The organism is Paenibacillus cellulosilyticus (genome assembly GCF_003182255.1).
Classification (GTDB): domain Bacteria; phylum Bacillota; class Bacilli; order Paenibacillales; family Paenibacillaceae; genus Paenibacillus_T; species Paenibacillus_T cellulosilyticus.
On record NZ_QGTQ01000003.1, the window covers coordinates 316167 to 339206 of the forward strand.

23 protein-coding genes are annotated in these 23040 nt (G+C 49.0%); all 23 read left to right on the forward strand.

Annotated features, from left to right (window positions below; translation table 11 throughout):
- Positions 1-5: 5 nt before the first annotated feature.
- Positions 6-2039 (forward strand): flagellar biosynthesis protein FlhA, encoded by a 2034-nt coding sequence (gene flhA / locus DFQ01_RS06625; protein ID WP_110043090.1) that lies wholly within the window; start codon positions 6-8, stop codon positions 2037-2039.
- Entirely contained in the window at positions 2036-3394 is a 1359-nt protein-coding gene (gene flhF, locus DFQ01_RS06630; RefSeq protein ID WP_110043091.1) for a flagellar biosynthesis GTPase FlhF, read from the forward strand. Before flhA ends, flhF begins: the two co-directional genes overlap by 4 nt.
- Positions 3387-4259 (forward strand): MinD/ParA family protein, encoded by an 873-nt coding sequence (locus DFQ01_RS06635; RefSeq protein WP_110043092.1) that lies wholly within the window; start codon positions 3387-3389, stop codon positions 4257-4259. Before flhF ends, DFQ01_RS06635 begins: the two co-directional genes overlap by 8 nt.
- 24 nt (positions 4260-4283) lie before the next feature.
- Complete coding sequence (locus tag DFQ01_RS06640) at positions 4284-5621, forward strand: protein-glutamate methylesterase/protein-glutamine glutaminase (RefSeq protein ID WP_110043093.1); 1338 nt, start codon at positions 4284-4286, stop codon at positions 5619-5621.
- A gap of 47 nt (positions 5622-5668) precedes the next feature.
- Positions 5669-7732 carry a chemotaxis protein CheA gene (locus DFQ01_RS06645; RefSeq protein WP_110043094.1) on the forward strand — a complete coding sequence of 688 codons (2064 nt, stop codon included), beginning with the start codon at positions 5669-5671 and terminating at the stop codon, positions 7730-7732.
- 14 nt (positions 7733-7746) lie between these two features.
- Complete coding sequence (locus DFQ01_RS06650; protein WP_110043095.1) at positions 7747-8208, forward strand: chemotaxis protein CheW; 462 nt, start codon at positions 7747-7749, stop codon at positions 8206-8208.
- A 2-nt stretch (positions 8209-8210) separates the two neighbouring features.
- Positions 8211-8831 carry a chemotaxis protein CheC gene (locus DFQ01_RS06655; RefSeq protein WP_110043096.1) on the forward strand — a complete coding sequence of 207 codons (621 nt, stop codon included), beginning with the start codon at positions 8211-8213 and terminating at the stop codon, positions 8829-8831.
- Entirely contained in the window at positions 8828-9322 is a 495-nt protein-coding gene (locus tag DFQ01_RS06660) for a chemotaxis protein CheD (RefSeq protein ID WP_110043097.1), read from the forward strand. The genes DFQ01_RS06655 and DFQ01_RS06660 overlap by 4 nt, the downstream gene beginning before the upstream one ends.
- 2 nt (positions 9323-9324) lie before the next feature.
- Positions 9325-9768 (forward strand): hypothetical protein, encoded by a 444-nt coding sequence (locus DFQ01_RS06665; protein ID WP_110043098.1) that lies wholly within the window; start codon positions 9325-9327, stop codon positions 9766-9768.
- A gap of 4 nt (positions 9769-9772) precedes the next feature.
- Positions 9773-10561, forward strand: a complete 789-nt coding sequence (locus DFQ01_RS06670; RefSeq protein WP_110043099.1) for a FliA/WhiG family RNA polymerase sigma factor — start codon at positions 9773-9775, stop codon at positions 10559-10561.
- Positions 10562-10578: 17 nt separating this feature from the next.
- Positions 10579-11985 (forward strand): flagellar assembly protein A, encoded by a 1407-nt coding sequence (locus DFQ01_RS06675; protein WP_110043100.1) that lies wholly within the window; start codon positions 10579-10581, stop codon positions 11983-11985.
- A 42-nt stretch (positions 11986-12027) separates the two neighbouring features.
- A complete protein-coding gene (locus DFQ01_RS06680) occupies positions 12028-12357 on the forward strand; it encodes a hypothetical protein (RefSeq protein WP_110043101.1) in 330 nt (109 codons plus the stop codon).
- A gap of 78 nt (positions 12358-12435) precedes the next feature.
- A complete protein-coding gene (locus tag DFQ01_RS06685; protein WP_110043102.1) occupies positions 12436-12975 on the forward strand; it encodes a DUF6115 domain-containing protein in 540 nt (179 codons plus the stop codon).
- Positions 12968-13585 carry a hypothetical protein gene (locus DFQ01_RS06690; protein WP_110043103.1) on the forward strand — a complete coding sequence of 206 codons (618 nt, stop codon included), beginning with the start codon at positions 12968-12970 and terminating at the stop codon, positions 13583-13585. The genes DFQ01_RS06685 and DFQ01_RS06690 overlap by 8 nt, the downstream gene beginning before the upstream one ends.
- 177 nt (positions 13586-13762) lie before the next feature.
- The gene (gene rpsB / locus DFQ01_RS06695) at positions 13763-14461 is read left to right on the forward strand and encodes a 30S ribosomal protein S2 (RefSeq protein WP_110043104.1); all 699 of its coding nucleotides are present in this window, start codon (positions 13763-13765) and stop codon (positions 14459-14461) included.
- 109 nt (positions 14462-14570) lie between these two features.
- Positions 14571-15221, forward strand: a complete 651-nt coding sequence (gene tsf / locus DFQ01_RS06700) for a translation elongation factor Ts (RefSeq protein WP_110043105.1) — start codon at positions 14571-14573, stop codon at positions 15219-15221.
- A gap of 114 nt (positions 15222-15335) precedes the next feature.
- The gene (pyrH, locus tag DFQ01_RS06705; RefSeq protein WP_110043106.1) at positions 15336-16064 is read left to right on the forward strand and encodes a UMP kinase; all 729 of its coding nucleotides are present in this window, start codon (positions 15336-15338) and stop codon (positions 16062-16064) included.
- Entirely contained in the window at positions 16064-16618 is a 555-nt protein-coding gene (gene frr / locus DFQ01_RS06710; RefSeq protein WP_110043107.1) for a ribosome recycling factor, read from the forward strand. The genes pyrH and frr overlap by 1 nt, the downstream gene beginning before the upstream one ends.
- A 58-nt stretch (positions 16619-16676) precedes the next feature.
- Positions 16677-17441 (forward strand): undecaprenyl pyrophosphate synthase, encoded by a 765-nt coding sequence (locus DFQ01_RS06715; RefSeq protein WP_110043108.1) that lies wholly within the window; start codon positions 16677-16679, stop codon positions 17439-17441.
- A 20-nt stretch (positions 17442-17461) separates the two neighbouring features.
- Positions 17462-18256 carry a phosphatidate cytidylyltransferase gene (locus DFQ01_RS06720; RefSeq protein ID WP_110043109.1) on the forward strand — a complete coding sequence of 265 codons (795 nt, stop codon included), beginning with the start codon at positions 17462-17464 and terminating at the stop codon, positions 18254-18256.
- A gap of 104 nt (positions 18257-18360) precedes the next feature.
- Positions 18361-19503 (forward strand): 1-deoxy-D-xylulose-5-phosphate reductoisomerase, encoded by a 1143-nt coding sequence (locus tag DFQ01_RS06725; RefSeq protein WP_110043110.1) that lies wholly within the window; start codon positions 18361-18363, stop codon positions 19501-19503.
- 112 nt (positions 19504-19615) lie between these two features.
- Positions 19616-20899 carry an RIP metalloprotease RseP gene (rseP, locus tag DFQ01_RS06730; protein ID WP_110043111.1) on the forward strand — a complete coding sequence of 428 codons (1284 nt, stop codon included), beginning with the start codon at positions 19616-19618 and terminating at the stop codon, positions 20897-20899.
- Positions 20900-20907: 8 nt separating this feature from the next.
- Positions 20908-22356, forward strand: coding sequence for a proline--tRNA ligase (gene proS / locus DFQ01_RS06735; protein WP_110043112.1), 1449 nt, complete (start codon positions 20908-20910; stop codon positions 22354-22356).
- Positions 22357-23040: the final 684 nt, after the last annotated feature.

Sequence of the window (23040 nt, forward strand, 5' to 3'; positions counted from 1 at the left end):
GCGTCATGAAACCTAGGGACCTGGTCATCTTGATCGGCATCATCGGCATTGTGCTCATGATGGTTATTCCCGTCCCAACTGTCCTAATGGACGTGCTTCTCATCATTAACATTTCAGCAGCACTTATGATATTGCTTCTTTCAATGAACACGAAGGATGCATTGCAGTTCTCTATCTTCCCATCCGTTCTACTTATTACAACCTTGTTCCGGTTATCACTTAACGTTTCGACAACTCGCAATATTCTAAGTAAGCATGAAGCAGGTAAGGTTGTCGAAACGTTTGGTAACTGGGTAGCAGGCGGGGAGATCGCTATTGGTTTTATCGTTTTCCTCATTCTCGTAGTCGTTCAATTCATCGTTATTACAAAAGGTTCTGAACGCGTTGCAGAGGTTGCAGCACGATTCACCTTGGACGCAATGCCAGGTAAGCAGATGAGTATCGACGCCGACCTGAACGCGGGGATGATTAACGAACAGCAAGCAAGAGAACGCCGTACCAAAATTGAAAGGGAAGCAGATTTCTACGGCGCGATGGACGGTGCGAGTAAATTCGTTAAGGGCGATGCAATCGCAGCGATCGTCATCTTGTTCATTAACTTGATTGGCGGTTTCCTTGTTGGTATGGCTATTCATGGAATGCCATTTAACGAGGCGCTGCATACGTACTCGATCTTGACGATAGGTGACGGTCTCGTCAGCCAGATCCCGGCATTATTGATCTCGACGGCTTCCGGTATGATCGTGACGCGCGCTTCCTCGGATGGCAATCTTGCAGAGGATCTTACCTCGCAGATGCTCAAATATCCGAAATTGCTCTATATCGTAGCAGGTACGGTTGCCCTACTTGGATTATTTACCCCGATTGGGCCATTTGCGACGCTGCCAATTGCTGCCACTCTCGTCTATAGCGCTTGGCGCTTGCAGAAGAATATGAACAAACAGCAGATCGAAGAAGAGATGCTGGTAGAAGAACAGCAAATCGAAGAAGTTCGCAGTCCAGAAAGCGTTATCAGCTTGCTGCAAGTTGACCCGATTGAATTCGAGTTCGGTTACGGCCTCATCCCACTCGCGGATGCGCATCAGGGGGGCGACCTGCTCGATCGGATCATCATGATAAGGCGGCAGTGTGCACTTGAGCTTGGCCTCGTCGTACCGGTGATTCGAATTCGCGATAACATTCAGCTGAAGCCGAACGAATATGTGATCAAAATTAAAGGCAATTTGGTTGCTCGCGGAGACTTGCTCTTGAATCATTACTTGGCAATGAGCCCAGGCTTCGATGATGAGTCGGTTATCGGCATCGAGACAACGGAGCCTGCATTTGGACTTCCAGCACTTTGGATTGATGAGACAATGAAGGAGCGGGCTGAATTGTCCGGTTACACGGTCGTCGATCCGCCATCTGTCGTCGCTACACATTTGACGGAAGTTATTAAGCGCCATGCGCATGAATTGATCGGTCGTCAAGAAACGAAAGCGCTCGTCGAGAACGTGAAGGAGAACTACCCAGCACTGGTCGACGAATTGATTCCAAATGTGTTGACAATAGGGGATGTTCAGAAAGTATTGTCGAAGCTGCTGCGAGAGAAAATCTCGATTCGTGATCTCGTCACTATTTTCGAGACATTGGCCGACCAAGGTCACTTTACGAAGGATACCGATGTACTGACCGAATATGTAAGACAGTCGCTATCGCGGCAAATTACGCAGCAGTTTTCGCCTGCTGGCGAAATGCTTCGCGTCATTACGGTTGGTCCGGCGCTTGAGAAGAAAATTGCAGAATCGGTACAGCAATCGGATCAAGGTAGTTATCTGTCGATCGACCCTGTATCTACTCAGCAAATCTATCAGCGTCTAACAGATCAAGTAACGAAGCAAATTCAATCAGGCAATCAGCCGGTGGTCCTCGCTTCGCCTACGATTCGAATGTATTTGCGCAAGCTTGTTGAACGAACCATGCAGGATATTCCGGTATTGTCGTACAGTGAGCTTGAGCCGAATATTGAAATACAAAGCGTTGGGGTGGTGAATCTGTGAGAGTGAAGCGTTATGTAGTTAATACGGTGTCTGAGGCGCTTCCACTCATTCGCAGTGAGCTAGGCAGCGACGCTGTTATCCTTAGCACAAAAGATGTGAAGATCGGCGGGTTCATGGGAATGTTCCGCAAGCGCAGAACAGAGGTCGTAGCTGCTGTTGAAGCAGAAACGTCTAAACCAAACAAACCGCGTCCAGCCCAACAGCCACTGCTCCATGTGAATAAGCCGCAGCGGCCGGCTGCTTCTGCAGCTGCAGCCTACGGAGCGTCTTCCGAAACAGGCAGCATGCGTGCTGCAGCAACAGCTGTACTTGATCCTCTAGAAGCTAGTCAGGCTGCCGAACGGGCGGCCTTCGTGCTTCAAGCAGTAGCCGCTTCAGACAATGAGCCGGTATTTAACGCCGCTCCAGTTGTAAGTCAACCAGCCGCTCCTGCTGCTACTGCGGTGACTGCTTCCGTTCAACGTTCAGAATCCGAGCTGGAGAACAAGCTGACCAATGAGATTCGTGATATGAAAGAATGGATTATGAAGCTGTCGAAGCAGAAGGCAATCGATACACAACCTGAGGCTTTGCGGCTGCTCTGCGAACGGCTTAAAGAGCAAGAAGTTGCAGAAGAGTGGATCGACAAGCTGCGTGATGAGTTGAATGAACTGCCTGAAGCGCAAGAAGGCTGGCTTGATGTGGAAGTAGTCTGGCAGCGAGCTGCTGAAATATTAACACATTGGCTGAAATCTTACGAACACCCTGGCATTAGCAGTACAGAGCGCAATGTTTACTTCGTCGGTCCGACTGGCGTCGGCAAGACAACAACGATCGCTAAGCTGGCGGCCGAGCAGACGCTCAAGGCAGGCAAGAAGGTTGGATTCATTACCTCGGATACATACCGGATTGCGGCTGTTGATCAACTGCGAACGTATGCCAACATTTTGAACGTTCCAATGGAGGTCGTATTCTCACCCAATGAAGTGCCGAGAGCATTCAGCCAATTGGAGGATAAAGATCTTATACTGATGGATACCGCAGGGCGCAATTATCGAAGCGAACTGCATGTATCTGAAGTAAACAGTATGTTGAACAATCAACAGCCAGGCACCGTATTTCTTGTAATGAGCCTTACGGGGCGGACAAGTGATATGCGAATCATTGCAGAGCGTTTCATCCCTTATGGTATCCGTCAAGTAATCTTCACGAAGCTCGATGAAACAGCAGTGTACGGCACAATTATGAATCTCATTCTTGAATATGAGCTTCAGACAGCGTATGTAACTAGCGGTCAGACGGTACCAGACGATATCTCGCATTTCAGTGCGGATGACTACGTCGCAATGCTTCTGGGGGTTCCGGCACATGTATGATCAAGCAGAGGCGCTGCGGAATTGGGTCCGAAGCAATGAGAACGTCCAGGCAGGACGCGGGACGCGTATCATTACCGTGACAAGCGGTAAAGGCGGAGTCGGCAAGTCGAACTTTAGCTTGAACTTCGCATTAACTCTGCAGCAATATGGCAAAAGCGTTCTTGTCTTCGATGCCGACATTGGCATGGCAAATCTTGATGTGCTAATGGGACATTCGGCTACCTATTCGATTTACCATCTGCTGAAGCAGGATAAGACGATTTGGGACATTATTCAGCTTGGCCCCCAAGGCTTGCATTTTGTCGCTGGGGGCTCTGGCATGAATGAACTGCTCTCTTTGTCTGATGCCCAGTTGAACAAGTTTATCGATCAGCTCGATAAACTGCAGGGACGCTACGATTACTTAATATTTGACACCGGCGCTGGCTTATCAAAGGAAACTGCAAGCTTCATTGCTGCCGCCCATGAGACGATCGTCGTAACGACACCTGAGCCAACCGCGATTACGGATGCATACGCTTTGATGAAGATGGTTCGATCATTTGGACATACGCCATCTTTCCGGTTAGTCGTGAATCGAGCGTTAGATAATCGCGAAGGTCTGCAAACAGCAGAAAAAATCGCAATGGCAGCTCGTAAGTTTATGGGAATCGAAGTTCCTCTGCTCGGTATTATCGCTGATGATTCGAGCGTAAGCCGAGCAGTCCGAGAACAGCGGCCATTTTCACTCGCTTATCCTACAAGTGATGCCTCAAGAGGGATTCAGTCGATTACGCGTGCTTACCTCGATATGCCGGCTTTAAGTCAATCGACTAACGGCGGTGTCAAAGGATTTCTACATAAGATGATCAGGCTGATGAAATAGTCCTTTGTATAACGGAGGTGTGAGATGTCACTTTATCGCGTACTTGTCGTAGATGACTCTGCTTTTATGAGAAAAATTGTATCGGACCTCATTACGAGGGATGATCAATTCGAAGTCGTAGCTACTGCTGGCAATGGGCTTACAGCAATCGATATGGTAGCGAAGCATAAGCCAGACGCGGTTACGATGGATTTGGAAATGCCAGAAATGAACGGGTTAGAAGCGCTTCAAATCATTATGAACGAGCGGCCTGTGCCTGTCATAATGCTCTCGGGGATTAGCGAAGAGAATACGCGTGATACGATTAAAGCGCTGCATAATGGTGCTTTCGATTTTATTCGTAAACCTGCAATCGATGGCTCGGTTGACATTAACCAGGTTGGTGAGCAGTTGCTGGACAAGCTGCGCATCGCGGTTCTTGTAAGCCGAGCACAATCGAAGACGAAGCCCGAGAAGCAAATAGCTGTTCCTAAGCTTGCCGACCGAAAGCGTTCGGAAGGCACACCAGACAAACAACCAGAGCCAACAGCAGCTGCTGGTGAAAGCAAGCGACAGTCTAAACAGACGAAGAAGCAGCCGACGACACCGAAGAGCACTTCTATTGAAAAAACTGCTTCTCAGAAACCGGTTGCTGCTGATTCTATGAAGAGCACGACTGTTCCATCTGTACAATCTTCTTCCGTTGAGTACGTAGAAGCGGTCAAATTGACAGCTCCGAGTGATCGGAACCCGCTGCTGCCTACCAAAGGAGATAAACGCAAAGGCACTCCTGTCTTTGATAGTATCGTCCTAATTGGAACCTCTACAGGTGGACCGAGAGCGCTTCATGAAGTGATCTGCACGCTGCCGGCTGATATTAACGCTCCAGTGCTGGTTGTGCAGCATATGCCACCTAACTTTACTCGATCGCTTGCCCAGCGTTTGGATGCATTCAGTGCTGTGAAAGTGACAGAGGCGGTGCAAGGAGAGCGCGTGGTAAGCGGTACAGTATATATCGCACCTGGCGGATTCCACATGGAACTTGCAAAAGATCGCAGCGGCTATTACATCAAGCTTACGGAAGATGAGCTGCGCAGCGGACACCGACCGTCTGTGGACGTGTTATTTGAATCGGCGGCTTCCTGCAATGAGCTTCGGCGCCATGCTGTATTGATGACGGGCATGGGCAGTGATGGAGCGAAAGGCATGAAGTTGCTGCGCGACAGTGGGGCACTGACAACGATTGCTGAAGCAGAAGAAACCTGCGTCGTATACGGAATGCCACGGGCAGCCGTAGAAATGGGAGCGGCAACGGACATCGTTCCACTGCCCCGTATTTCAAGTGCTTTAGTTCAGGCAGTTGCAAGGCGTTCGACCGAGTAACAGAAGTAACAATACGTTAGAGAAGTAATCAACGGAGGTGCTCGAGCATGGACATGAACGCATATTTGTCAATGTTTATCGACGAATCGAATGACCACCTGCAAGCGCTCAACGAAAATCTGCTTAAACTGGAAGGCGACCCGAACGATATTAGTATCGTTCAAGTCATTTTCCGTTCGGCGCACACCCTTAAGGGGATGTCCGCGACAATGGGGTTTGAAGATCTGGCTTCACTGACGCATGAGATGGAGAACGTTCTTGATCTTGTTAGGAATAGCAAGCTATCGATGGACAGCTTCATCTTCGATACGCTGTTTAAAGGGTTGGATGCCCTGGAAGCGATGGTGCAGGACGTTGTCGAAGGCGGTACAGGCAAGGCGGATGTCAGTGCAATTAATGCTGCGCTGCAATCCATCGTCAAAGGTGACTATAAAAATAAGTCTGCTGGTGAAGCAGCGAGTGCGGCAAGCGGTACGGCTGATGCCGTAACAGGCAATTCAGGCGGCGGTTTGCTGGATATCTTCCAACACTCGGTGCTGAAGCAATCGATCGAGGCTGGAAATCAGGTTTATTACATACAAGTTACGCTGCGCGAAAGCTGTGTTCTGAAAGCAGCACGCGCTTATATGGTATTCGACATACTTGAGAATAACGGCGAAGTTATCAAGTCCGAGCCTTCGGTACAAGATTTGGAGCAGGAGAAATTCGACCGTTCCTTCGTCGTATTTATGATTTCGGCTACGCAAGCCGAGGTGTTGAAATCGCAAATCGAAGGCGTTTCCGAGATCGAACTTGCAGATGTTGTTCTGCTTGATGCAGAATCGCTTCAATTATATGCGCCAACTGCAGAAGCACGCGTCCAGCCTGCTGCTCCATCGCCAAGCGCTCCAGCTAGCCGAGAGGTGGCGAAGAAGGAGACGACGGAAGCGAAAGCACAAGCTTCGGCTGGTGCAGTTGCGGTAAACCGGACGATCCGGGTCGATATCGATCGTCTCGATTCGCTGATGAATCTATTCTCAGAGCTGCTGATTGACCGAGTAAGGCTCGAGCAGTTGTCGAGTGAAATTAAGCGCAGCGATCTTATTGAAACAGTGGAGCATATGGCGCGTGTAAGCACGGACCTGCAGGATCTCGTACTGAAGCTCCGGATGGTTCCAGTAGAATCGGTATTCAACCGTTTTCCGCGGATGGTTCGCGACATTGCGAAGCAGCTCGATAAGAAAATTGACCTAATCGTTACCGGCGCGGAGACTGAGCTCGATCGCACGGTTATAGAAGAAATCGGCGATCCGCTCGTTCACTTGCTCCGCAACTCACTTGATCATGGCGTCGAGACGCCTGCTGATCGAATTGCGGCAGGCAAGTCGGAGACCGGTACGGTTCACCTGCGTGCTTATCACAGCGGCAATCATGTGTTTATCGAGGTTGAAGATGACGGTAACGGTATCGACGGTGCGAAAGTTAGCCGTATCGCTGTGAAGAACGGCGTATTGACCGAAGAGGAAGCAAAGCGTCTGACAGAAGAACAGATGCAGATGCTGATCTTCGCCGCTGGTTTCAGTACAGCTGATAAGATTTCAGACATTTCGGGACGTGGTGTTGGTCTTGACGTCGTGAAGTCCAAAATCACCTCGCTTGGCGGCCATGTTACGATTCGTTCGAAGCAAGGCCAAGGAACCGTATTCTCGATTCAGCTGCCACTGACGTTGTCGATTATTTCCGCGATGCTGATCAAGATGGGTGACGAGAAGTATGCAATTCCTCTGTCCTCCATTGTCGAGACGGGTATCGTACAGCGGGATCAGATTGCAACGATTCACGGTAACCAAATGATTGAGTTCCGCGGCAGCGTTATCCCAGTCGTCTCGCTAGGTCGTGTATTGAATGTACCGGGCTATCGCGAAGAGGACGAAACAGAGAACGAGATCGTTGTTATTCGTAAAGGTGATAAGCTGGCTGCACTCATCGTAGATTCCTTCATCGGCCAGAGCGAAATCGTCTTGAAATCACTTGGCAAATATTTACCTAGCATTAAGTCCATCTCGGGCGCAACGATACTCGGCGATGGACAAGTTGCCCTCATCATAGATCCGAATGCTTTCATTAAATAAGGGAGGGATTACGAATGGCAGAAGAATTGAAAGTTATCGTTTTCGCACTTGGACAAGAAGAATACGGTATTGAAGTAGACAAAGTACGTACGATTGAACGAATTCAACCGATTACACGCGTTCCGAAGGCGCCATCTTTTATTAAAGGGGTAATTAATCTCCGCGGCGTCGTTATTCCTGTCATTGATTTGAGAGGGCGCTTCGGCCTGGAAGAGACGGTTACGACGGAAAACTCCCGTATTATTATCGTTGCTGCCAATGAGCTTGAAGTCGGCTTCATCGTAGACTCGGCAAATGACGTAATCGACATTGATGCGGAGTCGATCGACAGCCCACCGGAAGTTGTTGGCGGCATTAAAGCGAAGTATTTGCACGGCATCGCGAAGATTGGTGAAAAGCGCCTGCTTGTCATGCTGAATCTGTCCGAGGTGCTCAACCGCAAAGAAATTATGCAGCTTGAACAGCTTGAGGTTTAGTCGTGAATGATTTTAACGGACTAGGTCCATATAAGCTGGATGTACTGAAGGAAGTCGGAAATATCGGGGCGGGCAACGCGGCAACCGCGTTGTCCCGTCTTCTGGACAAGCCAGTCGACATGGCGGTGCCCAAAGTTTCACTTCTGCCTTTCGAGGAAATTGCCGAGATCGTAGGCGGTGCCGAGCAGACTGTCATTGCTGTATTCCTGCGTGTCGAGGGCGAAGCGCCGGGCAATATGTTTTTCATTATTGAAGAGCCGTCCGCTAAACGGATGATGCATCGACTGCTTTCGCTGGAAATCCGAGAGCAAGAAGGCTACTCCGAAATGGAGCTGTCCGCGCTATGTGAGATCGGGAACATTTTGGCAGGCTCCTATCTTTCTTCGCTTGCAGATTTTACTGGGCTTTCAATGATGCCAACCGTTCCATCCGCTGCACTTGATATGGCGGGAGCAATATTGTCTTACGGATTACTGCAATTCGGGGAAATGGGCGATTCTGCACTCCTTATTGAGACAGCATTCCTTGAGGGCAGAGATATGCTAGAGGGGCATTTCTTCCTCATTCCGGATCCTGGTTCATTCAATAAAATCTTCCTAGCGCTAGGGGTTACATCCGAATGATGGAGCAGCAAACAGTCAAGGTCGGCATGGCTGACCTGAACATTGCATTAAACGGCGCATTGATTCGGACGAGCGGTTTAGGATCGTGTGTAGGGGTTACACTCTATGACTCGGTTGCCGGAATAGCAGGTATGGCACACGTCATGCTTCCCTCCTCGGAAATCGCAAGAGAGTCGAATTTTAATGTTGCCAAATATGCGGACACTGCAATACCGGCGCTCATCCAAGCAATGGAGAATGCAGGAGCCTCGATCCCGCGGATGGTTGCCAAAATGGCAGGAGGCGCTCAAATGTTCGCCTTTGCGTCACAAAACGACTCGATGCGCATCGGTCCCCGCAACGTAGAATCGTGCAAGCTTGCGCTTGGGCAAGTATCGATTCCCATTCGGGCAGAGGATACAGGTGCGAATTTTGGTCGAACGATTGAAATTGATAGTGCAACAGGTAAGTTAACGATTCGAAGCGTCCAGTTTGGTATAAAGGAGATTTAATAATGATTGGAACGTGGCGGTGGAATGTCGGATTTGGTGCTGTAGGTGGCATGATGTCGCTATTGTTCTCGATGAGTGGGAACACGTTTGCTGTTAGCTGTGTGAGAGGGATTTACGCATTTGCAGTCTTCTTCTTATTGGCATTCTTATTCCGGGCTATTCTGCGAATAGTAGCAATGCCTCAGCCTTCCGTTCCTGCACTCCATCTGGATGAGCAGGACGGCGGCTATGAAGCTGGAAGCAAGTTTGAAGCCGTCATTCCAGACGAATCAGATCAGCTTCATGAGATGCTCAAATCAAGCCCTGACGGTCGACCAGCTGCACCGAATGCGGAAGCGGCACAAACGAACCAGTTTCAACCACTGAAGCCGCCTCAACTGGTATCGACCCAGAATAAGGATCCCGAGGAATTAGCCAAAGCAGTACGTCACCTGACAGGAGGGTGAGACGATGATTGAGCCGAAGACGCCTCATTTGTCTAACATCGAGAAATGGCGCAAATGGAAAACCGAAAAGGACATCGAAGCGAAGAAGCAACTCATTGAGCAGTATTTGCCTTTGGTTGATTATGTGAAAAGCCGAATGGCAATTGGATTACCGAAGACCGTATCCAAAGATGATCTATACAGCAATGGCGTAATGGGTCTCATCGATGCTATCGAGAAATTCGATTACGAGCGCGGATTACAATTCGAAACCTATGCGTCATGGCGTATTCGCGGCTCAATTATCGATGGGCTGCGGCAGGGCGACTGGGTTCCTCGATCCGTACGTGACAAGGCCAAACGGATCGAAGAAGCGTATCAGCTGTTGGAGCAAAAGTACTTGCGCTCTGTGTCGGACGCAGAGATTAGCTCATACTTGAATGTGTCCGAAAACGAATATAATGTGATGCTGCAAGAAATTGCAGTGACGACGATTTGTTCGCTGGAGGATCCGATTCGCGAGGAAGAGTCCGAAACCCGTCTCTCCTTACTTATTGACGAGAAAGCGAAAAATCCGGATTATAAGGTACATGAGTTTTATTTGAAAGAGTCCCTGATGAAGGGAATCGAGCGACTGACACCGAAAGAGCGCACAGTTGTTTCCTTATTCTACTACGAAGAATTGTCTCTTAGCGAAATCGCAGAAGTGATGTCTTTGTCACCATCAAGAATTTCACAACTTCACTCCAAGGCAATTTTGCGACTACGCGGAGCTTTAGGTAAAAATAAAGATCAGTTGCTCCAAAATACGTAAAATGAGGAGGAGTCGCCTTGAGCGAGGCAGGTCAATTGGAACAACATATTCGCATTCAGATTTCTGCGGATAAGCTTTCTGCATTCATACAATTTAATCGAGCGGATGATTCGTTCACTTGTTCGCCTGAAGCGCTGGAACAATATGTTAAAGATAATGGTGTCATTTATGGATTGCATTATGATGTCATACATAAAATTGCTAAAGATCCAAAAGCCTACTATTATAATCAGACATTAATCGCTGCAGGCGATCCGCCTCTGCAAGGTGAGAATGGCTCAATAAAGCTGGCGTATCGTCTTGATGATGATTCGCTTCACCGTCCGATCGAGAATGCTGATGGCAAGGTTGACCTCAAAGAGGTCAACCGGATCAATAACGTACAACGAGGCCAGTTAATTGCAGAGCGTATTGCTGCAACCCAAGGCAAGGAAGGCAAGAGTGTAACGGGTATTGTTCTTCCAGGTAAGAACGGGAAGGATGCACGGTTTAAGGTCGGCAAGAACGTTGTTCTTAACAGCGACCAGACAGCGATGTATTCAGCTATTGATGGGCTGATGACGAAGACGGATAATGATAAAATCAACGTCTTCCCTGTCTACGAAGTTAACGGTGACGTCGACTATCGTACTGGCAATATCGATTTTGTTGGAACCGTTGTTATTCGCGGCAACGTACTGACAGGCTTCCGTGTTAAGGCTGCAGGCGATATTCGTGTCATTGGCGGGGTTGAAGGTGCGGAACTCGAGTCTGATGGCTCCATCGAGATTACTGGCGGCGTTATGGCTGGTGACAAAGGGTATCTGAAGGCGAATCGCAACATTAAGCTGTCATTTGTTCAAGATGGCAGACTGCATGCAGGCGAGAACATTATTGTTAGCCAAAGCATTATGCATTCGCAGCTGAAGGCAGGCAAGTCTGTCGTTTGCTCGGGCGCCAAAGGACTTATTGTTGGCGGTTGTGTGCAGGCAGGCGAACGCGTTGCCGCTCGGACAATCGGCAATACAATGTCGACTGCAACCGTCATTGAGGTAGGGGTGCTGCCGGATCTGCGTACAGAGCTTCAAGAGCTTCGTACTTCCATACGTCAATTGGTTGATGGGCTCGACAAGACAGAGAAGGCGCTTGGACTGCTCGATCAGCTTGCATCGGTAGGTCAGCTGTCGGACGACAAGCTCGCATTGCGCGTAAAGCTTGGAGCTACGAAGCGCCAAACGAATGAACAGATCGATACGAAGCGCGAACGTATTCTCGAGATCGAGAAAGCATTAGAAGATACCGACTTGGCTCGTGTAGATGTTGCGAACGTTTGTTATGGCGGATCTAAGATCGTTATTGGTCGGTATACCCGTTTTGTAAAAGATGCCACGAAGCGCTGCTCCTTCCGTTTACAGGATGGCGAAGTGACGATGATCTCGTCATAGTCGGGGGGCTCGGCCTGATGGAAGACGAAGGGAGGGCTTGACTTGTCTTATCGTTCAATCGATTTTCAAGTATCAATGTCCAACATACCCGACAAAAGCATTACGCACAGCCAGTCAATGCATAAGCCAGTTACGGATCAGGCTTTAGCGGCTGACAGCTTTACGAAGCAGACAGATCAGGCTAGAACTCGTAATGCTCCGCTGGAGAAGTCGGATAAAGCTTCAATACGAAGCGGAGAAGAGCGGAAGCAGCAAGGTAATTCCAAGCAACGAGGTAAACGTAAATCCGATGGGCAGGATGCAGGAGAGCACAATCCCAAACCATCGGATTTGCATCCGTATAAAGGTAAGCAATTCGATGTATCACTTTAACTTCAAGTAGATTCAGACATACTATTAGCAGGTTGCCTTAGCCCTTTGCTACGGCAATAAGCAGGTGAGAAAACAATTATGCAGCTGTGGGGATATGTGGCGCTATTAGGCGCCTTTATACTCGTTATGTCATGGATGCTTCCTCGTCGAAAAAACGAGCCTCAGCACCCATCTCAAACGACAACCAACATGGAAATTGCACTTGAGCAATTTATGGAAAATATGGAGTCGGACAACAAAGAGCTTGTTGACCTTGTGAAACGAGCGCAAACCGATAATGCCGAGCAGCTTGCTATACGTGAGCGGAGAATTATCGATCTGGAACACCGATGTGCGGATCTTGAATCACGTTTGGAAAAAGTGATCACGCAGCCACCAGTAGCTGTATACGCGGATATTGGGACTGTTCATACACCAAATGCAGACGTACAAATCGCGCAAGCAGCTGAAGTGCAGCCAGAGCCTCGTATTACAATTCGTACTCGTTACACGGAGCTATTTGAGCTGTACGATAGTGGCAAATCGATTGAAGCAGTAGCCCGCAAGCTGGGTATGAATAAAGGCGAAGTGCAGCTCATCATTCAGCTGGCTAAGCAGGAGGAGGGCGCACTTGTTTAAAGATCGTCGCTTTCTATCTGGACTTGGAGCGGGAATTGTAGCAGGTGCACTTCTTCTTCAACTTATGACGATGGGTCAGCAGTCGGCTTCGCTGCCTGATTCTGAACAATCTGATCAGCCGATGTATTCCGAGCAAGAAGTTCAAGAGATGATTGAGAAGGCCAAAGCAGATGCGAAGGCAGAAGCTGACACAAATGCTGCAGCTGGCGAACAAGCAAGCACCGAAGGCGAGCAGGTGAAGACGCCAGAGGCACCAGAAGCGCCGAAACAGCCAGAGGATGCGAAGGCAGCTGTACAGCCAGAGCAGCCTTCTAGCCCAGTCGCTGATGCTGCTGCAGAGGAAGAGGCCCAGTCGACAACGGTTGAAAAACAGGTTGTTATCCGTATTCAACCTGGAGCCAATTTAACATCAACTGCGAAGATTCTATCGGATAATGGTCTAATCACGAGTCAAAGCAAGTTTATCTCGAAGATGAAGAGCGATAAAAAGCTGGTCCGCGCCGGCTATTTCGCGTTTAAGGGCGAACCAACGCTTGATGAGGTCATTACGACACTTACAAGCAAGCCCCTTACAGAAAGCGAAGCAAATCGAATAAAGTCGAATTCTTGACTGAAAAGGTGTCATGTTTACTTGCATGACGCCTTTTATTATGCTATATTAATTGTCGGTGTTAAAAACACACGCCAGTTAATTCCTTCAACGGTGCTTGCCGGGACGGCAAGTTTTGGAGGAAGATGCGACGGGCGGAGGAACATTCCAAAACCATTATTAGGAGGTGTAGTGAATATGGCGGTTATTTCCATGAAACAACTCCTCGAGGCTGGTGTACACTTCGGTCACCAAACGCGTCGTTGGAACCCAAAAATGGATCGTTATATTTTCACTGAAAGAAACGGTATTTACATCATTGACCTGCAAAAAACGGTCAAAAAAGTTGACGAAGCTTACAACTTCATCAAATCGGTAGCTGCAGAAGGCGGCACGATCTTGTTCGTTGGTACGAAAAAACAAGCACAAGATTCCGTTAAAGAAGAAGCAGCTCGTTGCGGCAACTTCTACATCAACCAACGCTGGCTCGGTGGTACGCTCACGAACTTCCAAACGATTCAAAAGCGTATCGATCGTCTGAAGCAACTGGAGAAATGGGAAGAAGACGGTACGTTCAACGTACTGCCTAAGAAAGAAGTAATCATTCTCCGCAAAGAGAAAGATCGCCTTGAGAAATTCCTCGGCGGCATTAAAGGCATGAAAGGTCTGCCAAGCGCGCTGTTCGTAATCGACCCGCGTAAAGAGCGTATCGCTGTTGCGGAAGCTCGTAAACTTGGTATTCCAATCGTAGGTATCGTTGATACGAACTGCGATCCGGACGAAATCGATTATGTCATCCCAGGTAATGACGACGCTATCCGCGCTGTTAAGCTCCTTACTGCTAAGATGGCTGACGCAGTTGTTGAAGCTAACCAAGGCGAACAAACAACAGCGTAATCAAACTCGGCATACAACAGAAAGGGTGGTCAGAAGGTGTAAAGCCTCCTCACCGCCCTTTTTTTGAAACATGAACGAATATAAGAAGAATTATTCAGGAGGTCATAGTATGGCAGTTAGTGCGAGTGCAGTTAAAGAATTGCGTGAAAAAACGGGCGCAGGTATGCTCGATTGCAAAAAAGCGTTGGACGAAGCAAATGGTGATATCCAAAAAGCTTCCGAGATCCTTCGCGAGAAAGGCCTCGCGGCAGCAGCGAACAAAGCTGGCCGTGTAGCTACTGAAGGCGTAGTTGAATCGTACATCCACGCAGGCGGCCGTATCGGCGTTCTCGTTGAGATCAACTGCGAAACAGACTTCGTTGCAAAAACGGATCAATTCCGTGAGTTTGCTCGCGACATCGCGATGCAAATCGCAGCTGCAAATCCTAAATTCGTTCGTCGTGAAGAAGTTGGAACAGAAGAGCTCGAGAAAGAGCGCGAAATTCTGACGGCTCAAGCGCTGAACGAAGGTAAACCAGCTAACATCGTTGCTAAGATGGTAGAAGGCCGCCTTGGCAAATACTATGAAGAGTTCTGTCTGATGGAGCAATCGTTCATCAAAGATCCAGACAAAACGATCGCTACGCTGCTGAAAGAAAAAATCAGCACGATCGGTGAAAATATTTCGATCCGCCGCTTCGTTCGTTACGAACTGGGCGAAGGCTTGGAGAAAAAAGTTGATAACTTCGTAGAAGAAGTTATGGCGCAAGCTAAACTGTAAGAAGCATTACAGCAGGCGGGGCGGATTTGTCTGCCCCGCCCTCTTGTATGCCCGGATTAAGTTTGATTGTGTCTCAGCCATTGTTTGACGAGGTACAAGATGGAGGTAATAAGAATGGAACGTCCAGTTTTCAAACGCGTAGTACTTAAAGTAAGCGGAGAAGCACTTGCTGGTCAGAACGGCTATGGTATCGAAGCGTCTGTAATTGCATCGATCGCTCAGCAAGTTAAAGAAGTAGTGGAATTAAACGTTGAAGTTGCAATCGTTGTTGGCGGCGGCAATATTTGGCGCGGTATCGCAGGGACAGCAAAAGGGATCGATCGTGCTACAGCAGACTACATGGGTATGCTTGCAACTGTAATGAACTCGCTGGCGCTGCAGGATGCACTTGAACAAATCGATGTACCGACTCGTGTACAGACTTCGATCGCAATGCAGCAAATTGCTGAACCTTACATTCGTCGTCGCGCGATTCGTCACTTGGAGAAAGGCCGCGTTGTTATTTTCGCAGCGGGCACGGGCAACCCGTTCTTCTCGACGGATACGACAGCAGCACTCCGTGCAGCAGAGATCGAAGCAGAAGTTATTCTGATGGCGAAAAACAAAGTGAATGGCGTCTACTCTGCTGATCCTTTCAAAGATGCAACGGCCGAGAAATACGATCAGCTTACGTATATGGAAGTACTGAACAAAAACCTGGGTGTCATGGATGCAACGGCATCTTCGTTATGCATGGACAATAACATTCCGCTTATTGTATTCTCCATTACGGAATCCGGCAATATTAAACGTGTTATACTTGGCGAGCGAATTGGTACGATTGTGAAAGGAAGTGTCAACTAGTGCCTCAAGCGATTAAGAAAGATGCAGAGGAACGGATGGAAAAAGCGATCGGTGCACTGAAGCGTGATTTGTCTACTCTTCGCGCAGGCCGTGCGACACCAGCACTGCTCGATCGCATTCAAGTTGAATACTACGGTGCTATGACACCAGTTAACCAGCTGGCTAACATTAACACACCGGATACAAGAACGCTTCTGCTTCAACCATGGGATAAGTCGTCGGTTGCAGCAATCGAGAAAGCGATTATGAAATCTGACCTCGGTCTGACGCCTTCGAACGATGGCAGCACGATTCGACTGTCGATTCCTCCGCTTACTGAGGAGCGCCGTACGGAGCTCGTAAAGTTGACGAAGAAATTCGGTGAAGAAGCTAAGATTGCAATTCGCAACATTCGTCGTGATGCGAATGATGACATCAAGAAGCTGGAGAAAACGACGATTTCGGAAGACGAGTCGCGTCGTCACCAGGACGATATTCAAAAATCGACGGATCGTTTTGTCGCAGAAGTAGAAAAAGTACTCGCTGCAAAAGAGAAAGAGATCATGGAAGTTTAATAGATGATGCTGCCCCTCCGACAGGTGGGGTTTGTTGTATCATTAGGAGGAGTCCCGGATGATCGATCGATTATGGTCCAAATTCGTCAAGCCGTCATCCGATAAGGCTAGTACGCTGACGGTTGAAAATGTGCCGCAACATGTCGCTATCATCATGGACGGCAACGGTCGTTGGGCTAAAAGCCGTGGGCTGCCTCGTATCGCTGGCCACCATACCGGCATGAAAGCAGTAAAGCAAATTACGATGGCAGCAGATCGGTTGGGTGTGAAATACTTAACCTTATATGCGTTTTCAACGGAAAATTGGAAACGGCCTAAGGCTGAAGTTGATTTCTTGATGAAGCTTCCGCAGGAATTTCTTGCTATTGAATTGGAAGAATTAATTGCCAACAATGTACAGGTTCGAATGATGGGGTACCGCGAAGCGCTGCCCGGTCATACTGTTGAAGCACTGGAAGAAGCGATGCTTCGGACCGCCAACAATACGGGACTTATCCTTAATTTCGCTCTTAACTACGGCAGCCGTAAAGAGATGACGGATGCGGTGAAGCTGATTGCCGAAGCTGTGCGAGATGGTAAGCTGTCCCCTGATCAAATTGATGAATCAACCATGAGTGAGCATCTGTTCACAAGTGGAATTCCAGATCCAGATTTGCTCATCCGAACAAGCGGTGAGCTCCGATTGAGCAACTTTATGCTGTGGCAGTTGGCATATAGCGAAATGTGGTTTACAGACGTCTACTGGCCTGACTTCTCGGAGAGCCATTTCCACGAGGCGATAGCGGAATATCAAAGACGCGCACGCAGGTACGGCGGCTTGTAACAAATAATGGAGTGAACAAGTTGAAACAACGGATCGTGACTGGTGTACTTGCCGGAGCTGTATTTGCCTGTGCAGTCGTAGCCGGGAATTGGGTTTATGCAGTATTGATTGTTCTTCTGGCTCTCATCGGGTTTCATGAATACGTTAAGATGAATGGCGTCCAATGGTCTCATCCTTCATCGGTTCTCGGATTTGTTGGCGTCTTACTTCTCGTTCTTCCCTGGGAGTTATTCGGAACGAAGCAGCCATCCGTAACAACTGTGCTGTGGGTATTGATGTTCGCGCAATTAGCGATTACTGTATTGTCCAAAAATAAATGGACGCTCGACAGTGCATCCTTGATGCTGCTCGGTGCGTTTTATGTTGGTTATGGCTTCGATGCCATGCTGACCGTTCGCTCGATGGAGCCACATGGACTTTATTTCTCTTGCTTGGCGTTCGGATGCATATGGGCATCCGATGCTGGCGCATATTTCGTCGGACGAGCTATCGGTAAGACGAAGCTGTGGCCTTCAATTAGTCCGAACAAGACGGTAGAAGGCGCAATTGGTGGTCTTGTGCTGGCGCTTGTTGTCGGTCTTGTTTTTGCGCTATGTGCACCAGATTGGATCGGAATAGGTGAGGCGCTTGGTATCGCAGCTGTATGTGCGGTTGCGGGTCAGTTTGGTGATCTTATTCAATCCGCATATAAGCGAATTCGCGGCATTAAGGATTCAGGTTCATTGCTGCCTGGTCATGGTGGCGTGCTTGATCGTTGTGATAGCTGGATCATCGTATTCCCGTTACTTGTACTTATGGAGCTATTTACTAAATAAGCGCGGTCGATCATCTATGAATGGCATCGATGAGGATTTAATACATAACCGATTCAGCAGCTGTAAGCCGATACTCGGCACATAGGCGTCAGGAGGATTTCGACATGACGAAAAAAGTAACCGTACTCGGCTCTACCGGATCCATTGGCACACAGACGCTGGACGTCATTGCCAATGATCGGGATCAGTACGAAATTGAAGGATTGGCAGCAGGGAACAATGTCTCGTTGCTTATTGAACAAGCGAAGCAATTTCATCCGACGTATGTTTGTGTCGCTTCAAAGGAAGCGGCTGAAGAAGTAAAGCTTCATCTACCGGCAGGTACGAAGGTCTATTATGGAGAGCAAGGACTTATTGAGATAGCAGCAGCAGGACAATCCGATATGGTTGTAACCGCTATTGTAGGCAGCCGTGGACTTGGCGCCACACTTGCCGCTATCCGAGCAGGTAAAGCGGTCGGACTTGCAAATAAGGAGACGCTCGTAACGGCAGGACACCTTGTCATGTCGTTGGCGCAAGAGCGAGGCGTTGCTGTTTTGCCAATTGACAGTGAGCACTCAGCCATTTTTCAATGTTTAAATGGTGAGAGCCGCAGCTCTGTGAAACGAATTACGTTGACAGCCTCCGGTGGTTCTTTCCGTGATCGTACACGCGAGGAGCTTGCGAACGTGACGGTCGAGCAAGCCTTGAAGCATCCTAACTGGTCAATGGGTGCCAAAATTACGATCGATTCGGCAACAATGGCGAATAAAGGGCTTGAGGTTATTGAAGCTCGTTGGCTATATGACATTGATTATGATGACATCGGCGTTGTCATTCATCCTGAGAGCATCATCCACTCTTATGTGGAATTTGAAGATCACAGCGTGATGGCACAGCTAGGTCTGCCTGATATGCGTGTTCCAATTCAATATGCATTAACCTATCCTGCACGCCGTCCGACGCCAACTGGTCGTCTGGATTTGGTGAAGCAGGGTACATTACATTTCCGCGAAATGGATGAGCAGCGCTACCCTATGATGAAGCTGGCATATGCGGCAGGACGAGCAGCTGGTACGGCAACGACTGTATTCAATGCCGCGAATGAGGTTGCTGTTGCTCGCTTCCTGCGCGGGGAGATCGGCTTTCTTGATATTGAACGAGTTGTGGAGTCAGTGCTCGAGAAGCACACTACGATTTCGAATCCAGACGAGCAGACCATTGCAGAGACGGATCAATGGGCGAGACAGCAGTCGGAAGTCGTGTAGAGCCTAGCGCGGCGGTTCTCTTGTATCGGATAGGAGAATAATGATAAATTAAGAACAAGCCAACCCGGGTGCTGCTGGAGTATGTTGGATCAGGAATAGGAGGCTCCTAGCCATGCATATGATACAGGTCATCTTTTTGACCGTGCTCGTTTTCTTCGTCATCGTGACGATCCATGAATGGGGTCACTATTATTTTGCAAAGCGTGCTGGTATTCTCGTTCGTGAATTTGCTATCGGGTTTGGACCTAAGCTGTTATCGTTCAAACGCGGTGAAACTAGATACACACTCCGTCTTATTCCAGCCGGTGGATTCGTCCGCATGGCAGGTGAGGATCCGGAAATTGTCGATGTCGCGGAAGGACAGACGATAGCGGTCCGACTGAGCGGTGACACGGTCACAAGAATTTATTTGGATCGACTCGATGAGCGCAGTCAAGTCATTCGTGGTGAGGTTGTGACCATCGATATGGAGCGTCGTTTGAGTGTAACGCTTGATGTAGATGGCGTATCGGAGACGTATCGCATTCATCCTCAGGCGCTGCTTATTTCTAAAGGCAAAGAGACTCAAATCGCTCCTATCGACCGCCAGTTTGGCAGTAAGACGATTGGTCAACGTGCACTGGCGATTTTCGCTGGACCGTTCATGAACTTCGTGCTTGCATTCGTGCTGATCGGTATTTATATTCAACTTTCGGGTGTAACCGTAGACAATCCGGACAAGGTTCTCATCGGTGAGATTGTTGCTGGAAGACCTGCTGCTGATGCAGATCTGAAGGTAGGCGACGAGATTCGCTCCGTCAATGGGGTCAAGGTAGAAGTAGGCTCTGAAAGCAAGATTATTGATATGATCGCGGATTCACCGGGCAAAGCGACCACTTGGGAAATTGTTCGTGACGGCCAAGCCCGGAACGTGACGATTACACCAGTGCTTGACAAAGAGACGCAGGTTGGTAAAGTCGGCATTGGCTTTGCTTATCCGACCCGAGCCGCGACGTTTGGCGAGACGATCAAGCTGTCTGGTCAGTACATGAAGTCGATGACTGTTGCGATCTTCGAAGGCTTCAAGAAGCTGATCTTCGGTGAGTTTAAACTCGATGATCTTGGCGGACCGGTACGTACGGCCGAAGTGACAGGCCAGATCGCCGCACAGGGCATAACGAAGTTGACGAGTTGGGCAGCGCTGTTAAGCTTGTATCTTGGTATTTTCAACCTGCTGCCGATACCGGCATTGGACGGAAGCCGTCTCATTTTCCTCGGCTTGGAAGCTGTACGCGGCAGACCGCTCGATCCGAATCGGGAGAGCTTGGTTCACTTTATTGGTTTTGCGATGATCATGCTGCTTATGCTGGTCGTCACTTATAATGATATTTTGCGATTGTTTAGAGGGGAGCACTAAGAGCGTTTATGGCGAAGGAGAAAGGTTTTGTAACCGAAATTACGCCTCAGAGCGAAGATTTTTCCCGTTGGTATATTGATGTAATCAAGAAAGCGGAACTGATGGATTATTCCCCAGTACGCGGTTGCATCGTATTCCGTCCGGAGGGCTACGAGCTGTGGGAAAATATTCAACGTGATTTGGACCGTCGTTTCAAAGAAACGGGTCACCGCAATGCATATTTCCCGCTGTTTATTCCAGAAAGCTTCTTCCAGAAAGAAAAGGAGCATGTCGAGGGCTTCAATCCGGAGCTCCCGTGGGTAACAGAAGCAGCCGGCGAGCCGCTTGAGGAGCGTCTGGCAGTCCGTCCGACATCCGAGACGATGTTTGGCCATATGTATGCAAAATGGATTCAGTCGTATCGTGACCTGCCAGTTCTCATCAACCAATGGGCAAACGTTGTTCGTTGGGAGAAGCGTACGCTGCCGTTTCTGCGGACAAGCGAATTCCTGTGGCAAGAGGGTCATACGGCTCACGAGACAGAGCAAGAAGCTCGCGAAGAAACGATGCGCATGCTTCATGTATACCGTGATTTCGTGCAGGATTTCCTCGCGATTCCGGTTATCATGGGTCAGAAGACGCCTTCCGAGAAATTCGCTGGTGCGGTTGATACGTACTCCATTGAAGCAATGATGAAAGACGGCCGTGCCGTACAAGCGGGTACATCCCACTACCTTGGAACGAACTTCGCCGTTGCGTTCGATATTAAGTTCCTTGATCGTGAAAACCAATTGCAATTTACGCATACAACGTCATGGGGCGTCAGCACACGCCTTATCGGCGCATTGATCATGGTACATGGTGATGACCGCGGTCTCGCATTGCCTCCGAAGGTAGCTCCTACGCAGGCAATCATGATCCCAATCGGACCTCCAAAGACTCGTGATGTTGTAATGCCTCGTGTTGATGAGTTGTTTGCACAGCTCAAACAAGCTGGCGTACGCGTTCGTGTTGATGATCGTTCCGATGTTAGCCCAGGCTGGAAATTCAACGAATACGAAATGCGGGGTGTACCGCTTCGCATCGAGATCGGTCCTCGTGACTGCGAGAATGGACAAGCCGTACTCGTCAGCCGTATCTCCGGCGAGAAGCGCATTGTACAGCAGGCGAATCTCGTAGAAGAAGTTGAACGGATGCTGGAAGAAATCCATAACGACATGTTCGAGCGCGCGAAGCAGTTCCGCGAGGACAACTTCCGTTCACTCGACACGCTCGACGAAATGAAGGCGTTCCTCGAAGAGAAGCGCGGCTTCGTCGAAGCGGGCTGGTGCGGTTCCGCAGCATGCGAGAAGACGGTCAAAGAAGAGACAGGCGCTACGAGCCGCAACATTCCGTTCGAGCCAACGTCTCACAAGTCGACCTGTCTCGTCTGCGGCGAGAAGGCAGCGCACACGGTTGCTTTCGCACGCGCCTACTAGGGACCTACCCAAACCCTCGGGACACACCCCACCCAAACCCTCCCCTTGTAGGAGAGGGCCCCAAGGGCTCTGCCCTTTGGAAACCCGAAGGACTGAGTCTTGGCACGGTGGATCGTGTGCCCGCTTTGTCCCATTGGGACAAGCTTTAGGTTATAGGTGATTGGGTACGGTCGTGTGTTTACATACGTGTTCGATGTAACGCGTCATGCGTGCGGGTACCCGCTTACGTCCCTCCGGGACATGCTTTACTGAAGTGCGGATGCATTATGATAACACCTTTTATAGTGACATGGACAAACACGTTGGTGTGAATGTCGGTGAAAGCTATGGGAGGTGTTTTTATTTATTTCATCCAACCATTTCCTTATTAATGATCATAACTTGCTTCTGGAATTTTCAGATTAGATTTTCATTTTGTCCGATGTCCCCATACGTGTCTGGTTTCAGGTATAATATATATCGATCATCACAAAGTTCGACACAAGCAGTCAAAATGTTTCAGGATGAACAAGCACTAGTTGGTCAATTCATCTTTTATTGGTTTCTCCAACAAGGGGCTCTGAGCTTGCGAAGAGTTCCCCACGGTCGAGCACCAACCAACAGCGTGTCCCGTAGGGACGACAAGCGGCTTAATCGCACGCACCGACGATCGAGCTCGATCATAGCATTTCATTCATCAACCGT

Excerpts from the sequence above, each read along its gene's own strand:
- flhA (WP_110043090.1), top strand. The coding sequence starts at position 6 with ATGAAACCTAGGGACCTGGTCATCTTGATCGGCATCATCGGCATTGTG.
- DFQ01_RS06635 (WP_110043092.1), top strand. The coding sequence starts at position 3,387 with ATGTATGATCAAGCAGAGGCGCTGCGGAATTGGGTCCGAAGCAATGAG.
- DFQ01_RS06640 (WP_110043093.1), top strand. The coding sequence starts at position 4,284 with ATGTCACTTTATCGCGTACTTGTCGTAGATGACTCTGCTTTTATGAGA.
- DFQ01_RS06645 (WP_110043094.1), top strand. The coding sequence starts at position 5,669 with ATGGACATGAACGCATATTTGTCAATGTTTATCGACGAATCGAATGAC.
- DFQ01_RS06650 (WP_110043095.1), top strand. The coding sequence starts at position 7,747 with ATGGCAGAAGAATTGAAAGTTATCGTTTTCGCACTTGGACAAGAAGAA.
- DFQ01_RS06660 (WP_110043097.1), top strand. The coding sequence starts at position 8,828 with ATGATGGAGCAGCAAACAGTCAAGGTCGGCATGGCTGACCTGAACATT.
- DFQ01_RS06665 (WP_110043098.1), top strand. The coding sequence starts at position 9,325 with ATGATTGGAACGTGGCGGTGGAATGTCGGATTTGGTGCTGTAGGTGGC.
- DFQ01_RS06670 (WP_110043099.1), top strand. The coding sequence starts at position 9,773 with ATGATTGAGCCGAAGACGCCTCATTTGTCTAACATCGAGAAATGGCGC.
- DFQ01_RS06685 (WP_110043102.1), top strand. The coding sequence starts at position 12,436 with ATGCAGCTGTGGGGATATGTGGCGCTATTAGGCGCCTTTATACTCGTT.
- rpsB (WP_110043104.1), top strand. The coding sequence starts at position 13,763 with ATGGCGGTTATTTCCATGAAACAACTCCTCGAGGCTGGTGTACACTTC.
- tsf (WP_110043105.1), top strand. The coding sequence starts at position 14,571 with ATGGCAGTTAGTGCGAGTGCAGTTAAAGAATTGCGTGAAAAAACGGGC.
- pyrH (WP_110043106.1), top strand. The coding sequence starts at position 15,336 with ATGGAACGTCCAGTTTTCAAACGCGTAGTACTTAAAGTAAGCGGAGAA.
- DFQ01_RS06715 (WP_110043108.1), top strand. The coding sequence starts at position 16,677 with ATGATCGATCGATTATGGTCCAAATTCGTCAAGCCGTCATCCGATAAG.
- DFQ01_RS06725 (WP_110043110.1), top strand. The coding sequence starts at position 18,361 with ATGACGAAAAAAGTAACCGTACTCGGCTCTACCGGATCCATTGGCACA.
- rseP (WP_110043111.1), top strand. The coding sequence starts at position 19,616 with ATGCATATGATACAGGTCATCTTTTTGACCGTGCTCGTTTTCTTCGTC.
- proS (WP_110043112.1), top strand. The coding sequence starts at position 20,908 with ATGGCGAAGGAGAAAGGTTTTGTAACCGAAATTACGCCTCAGAGCGAA.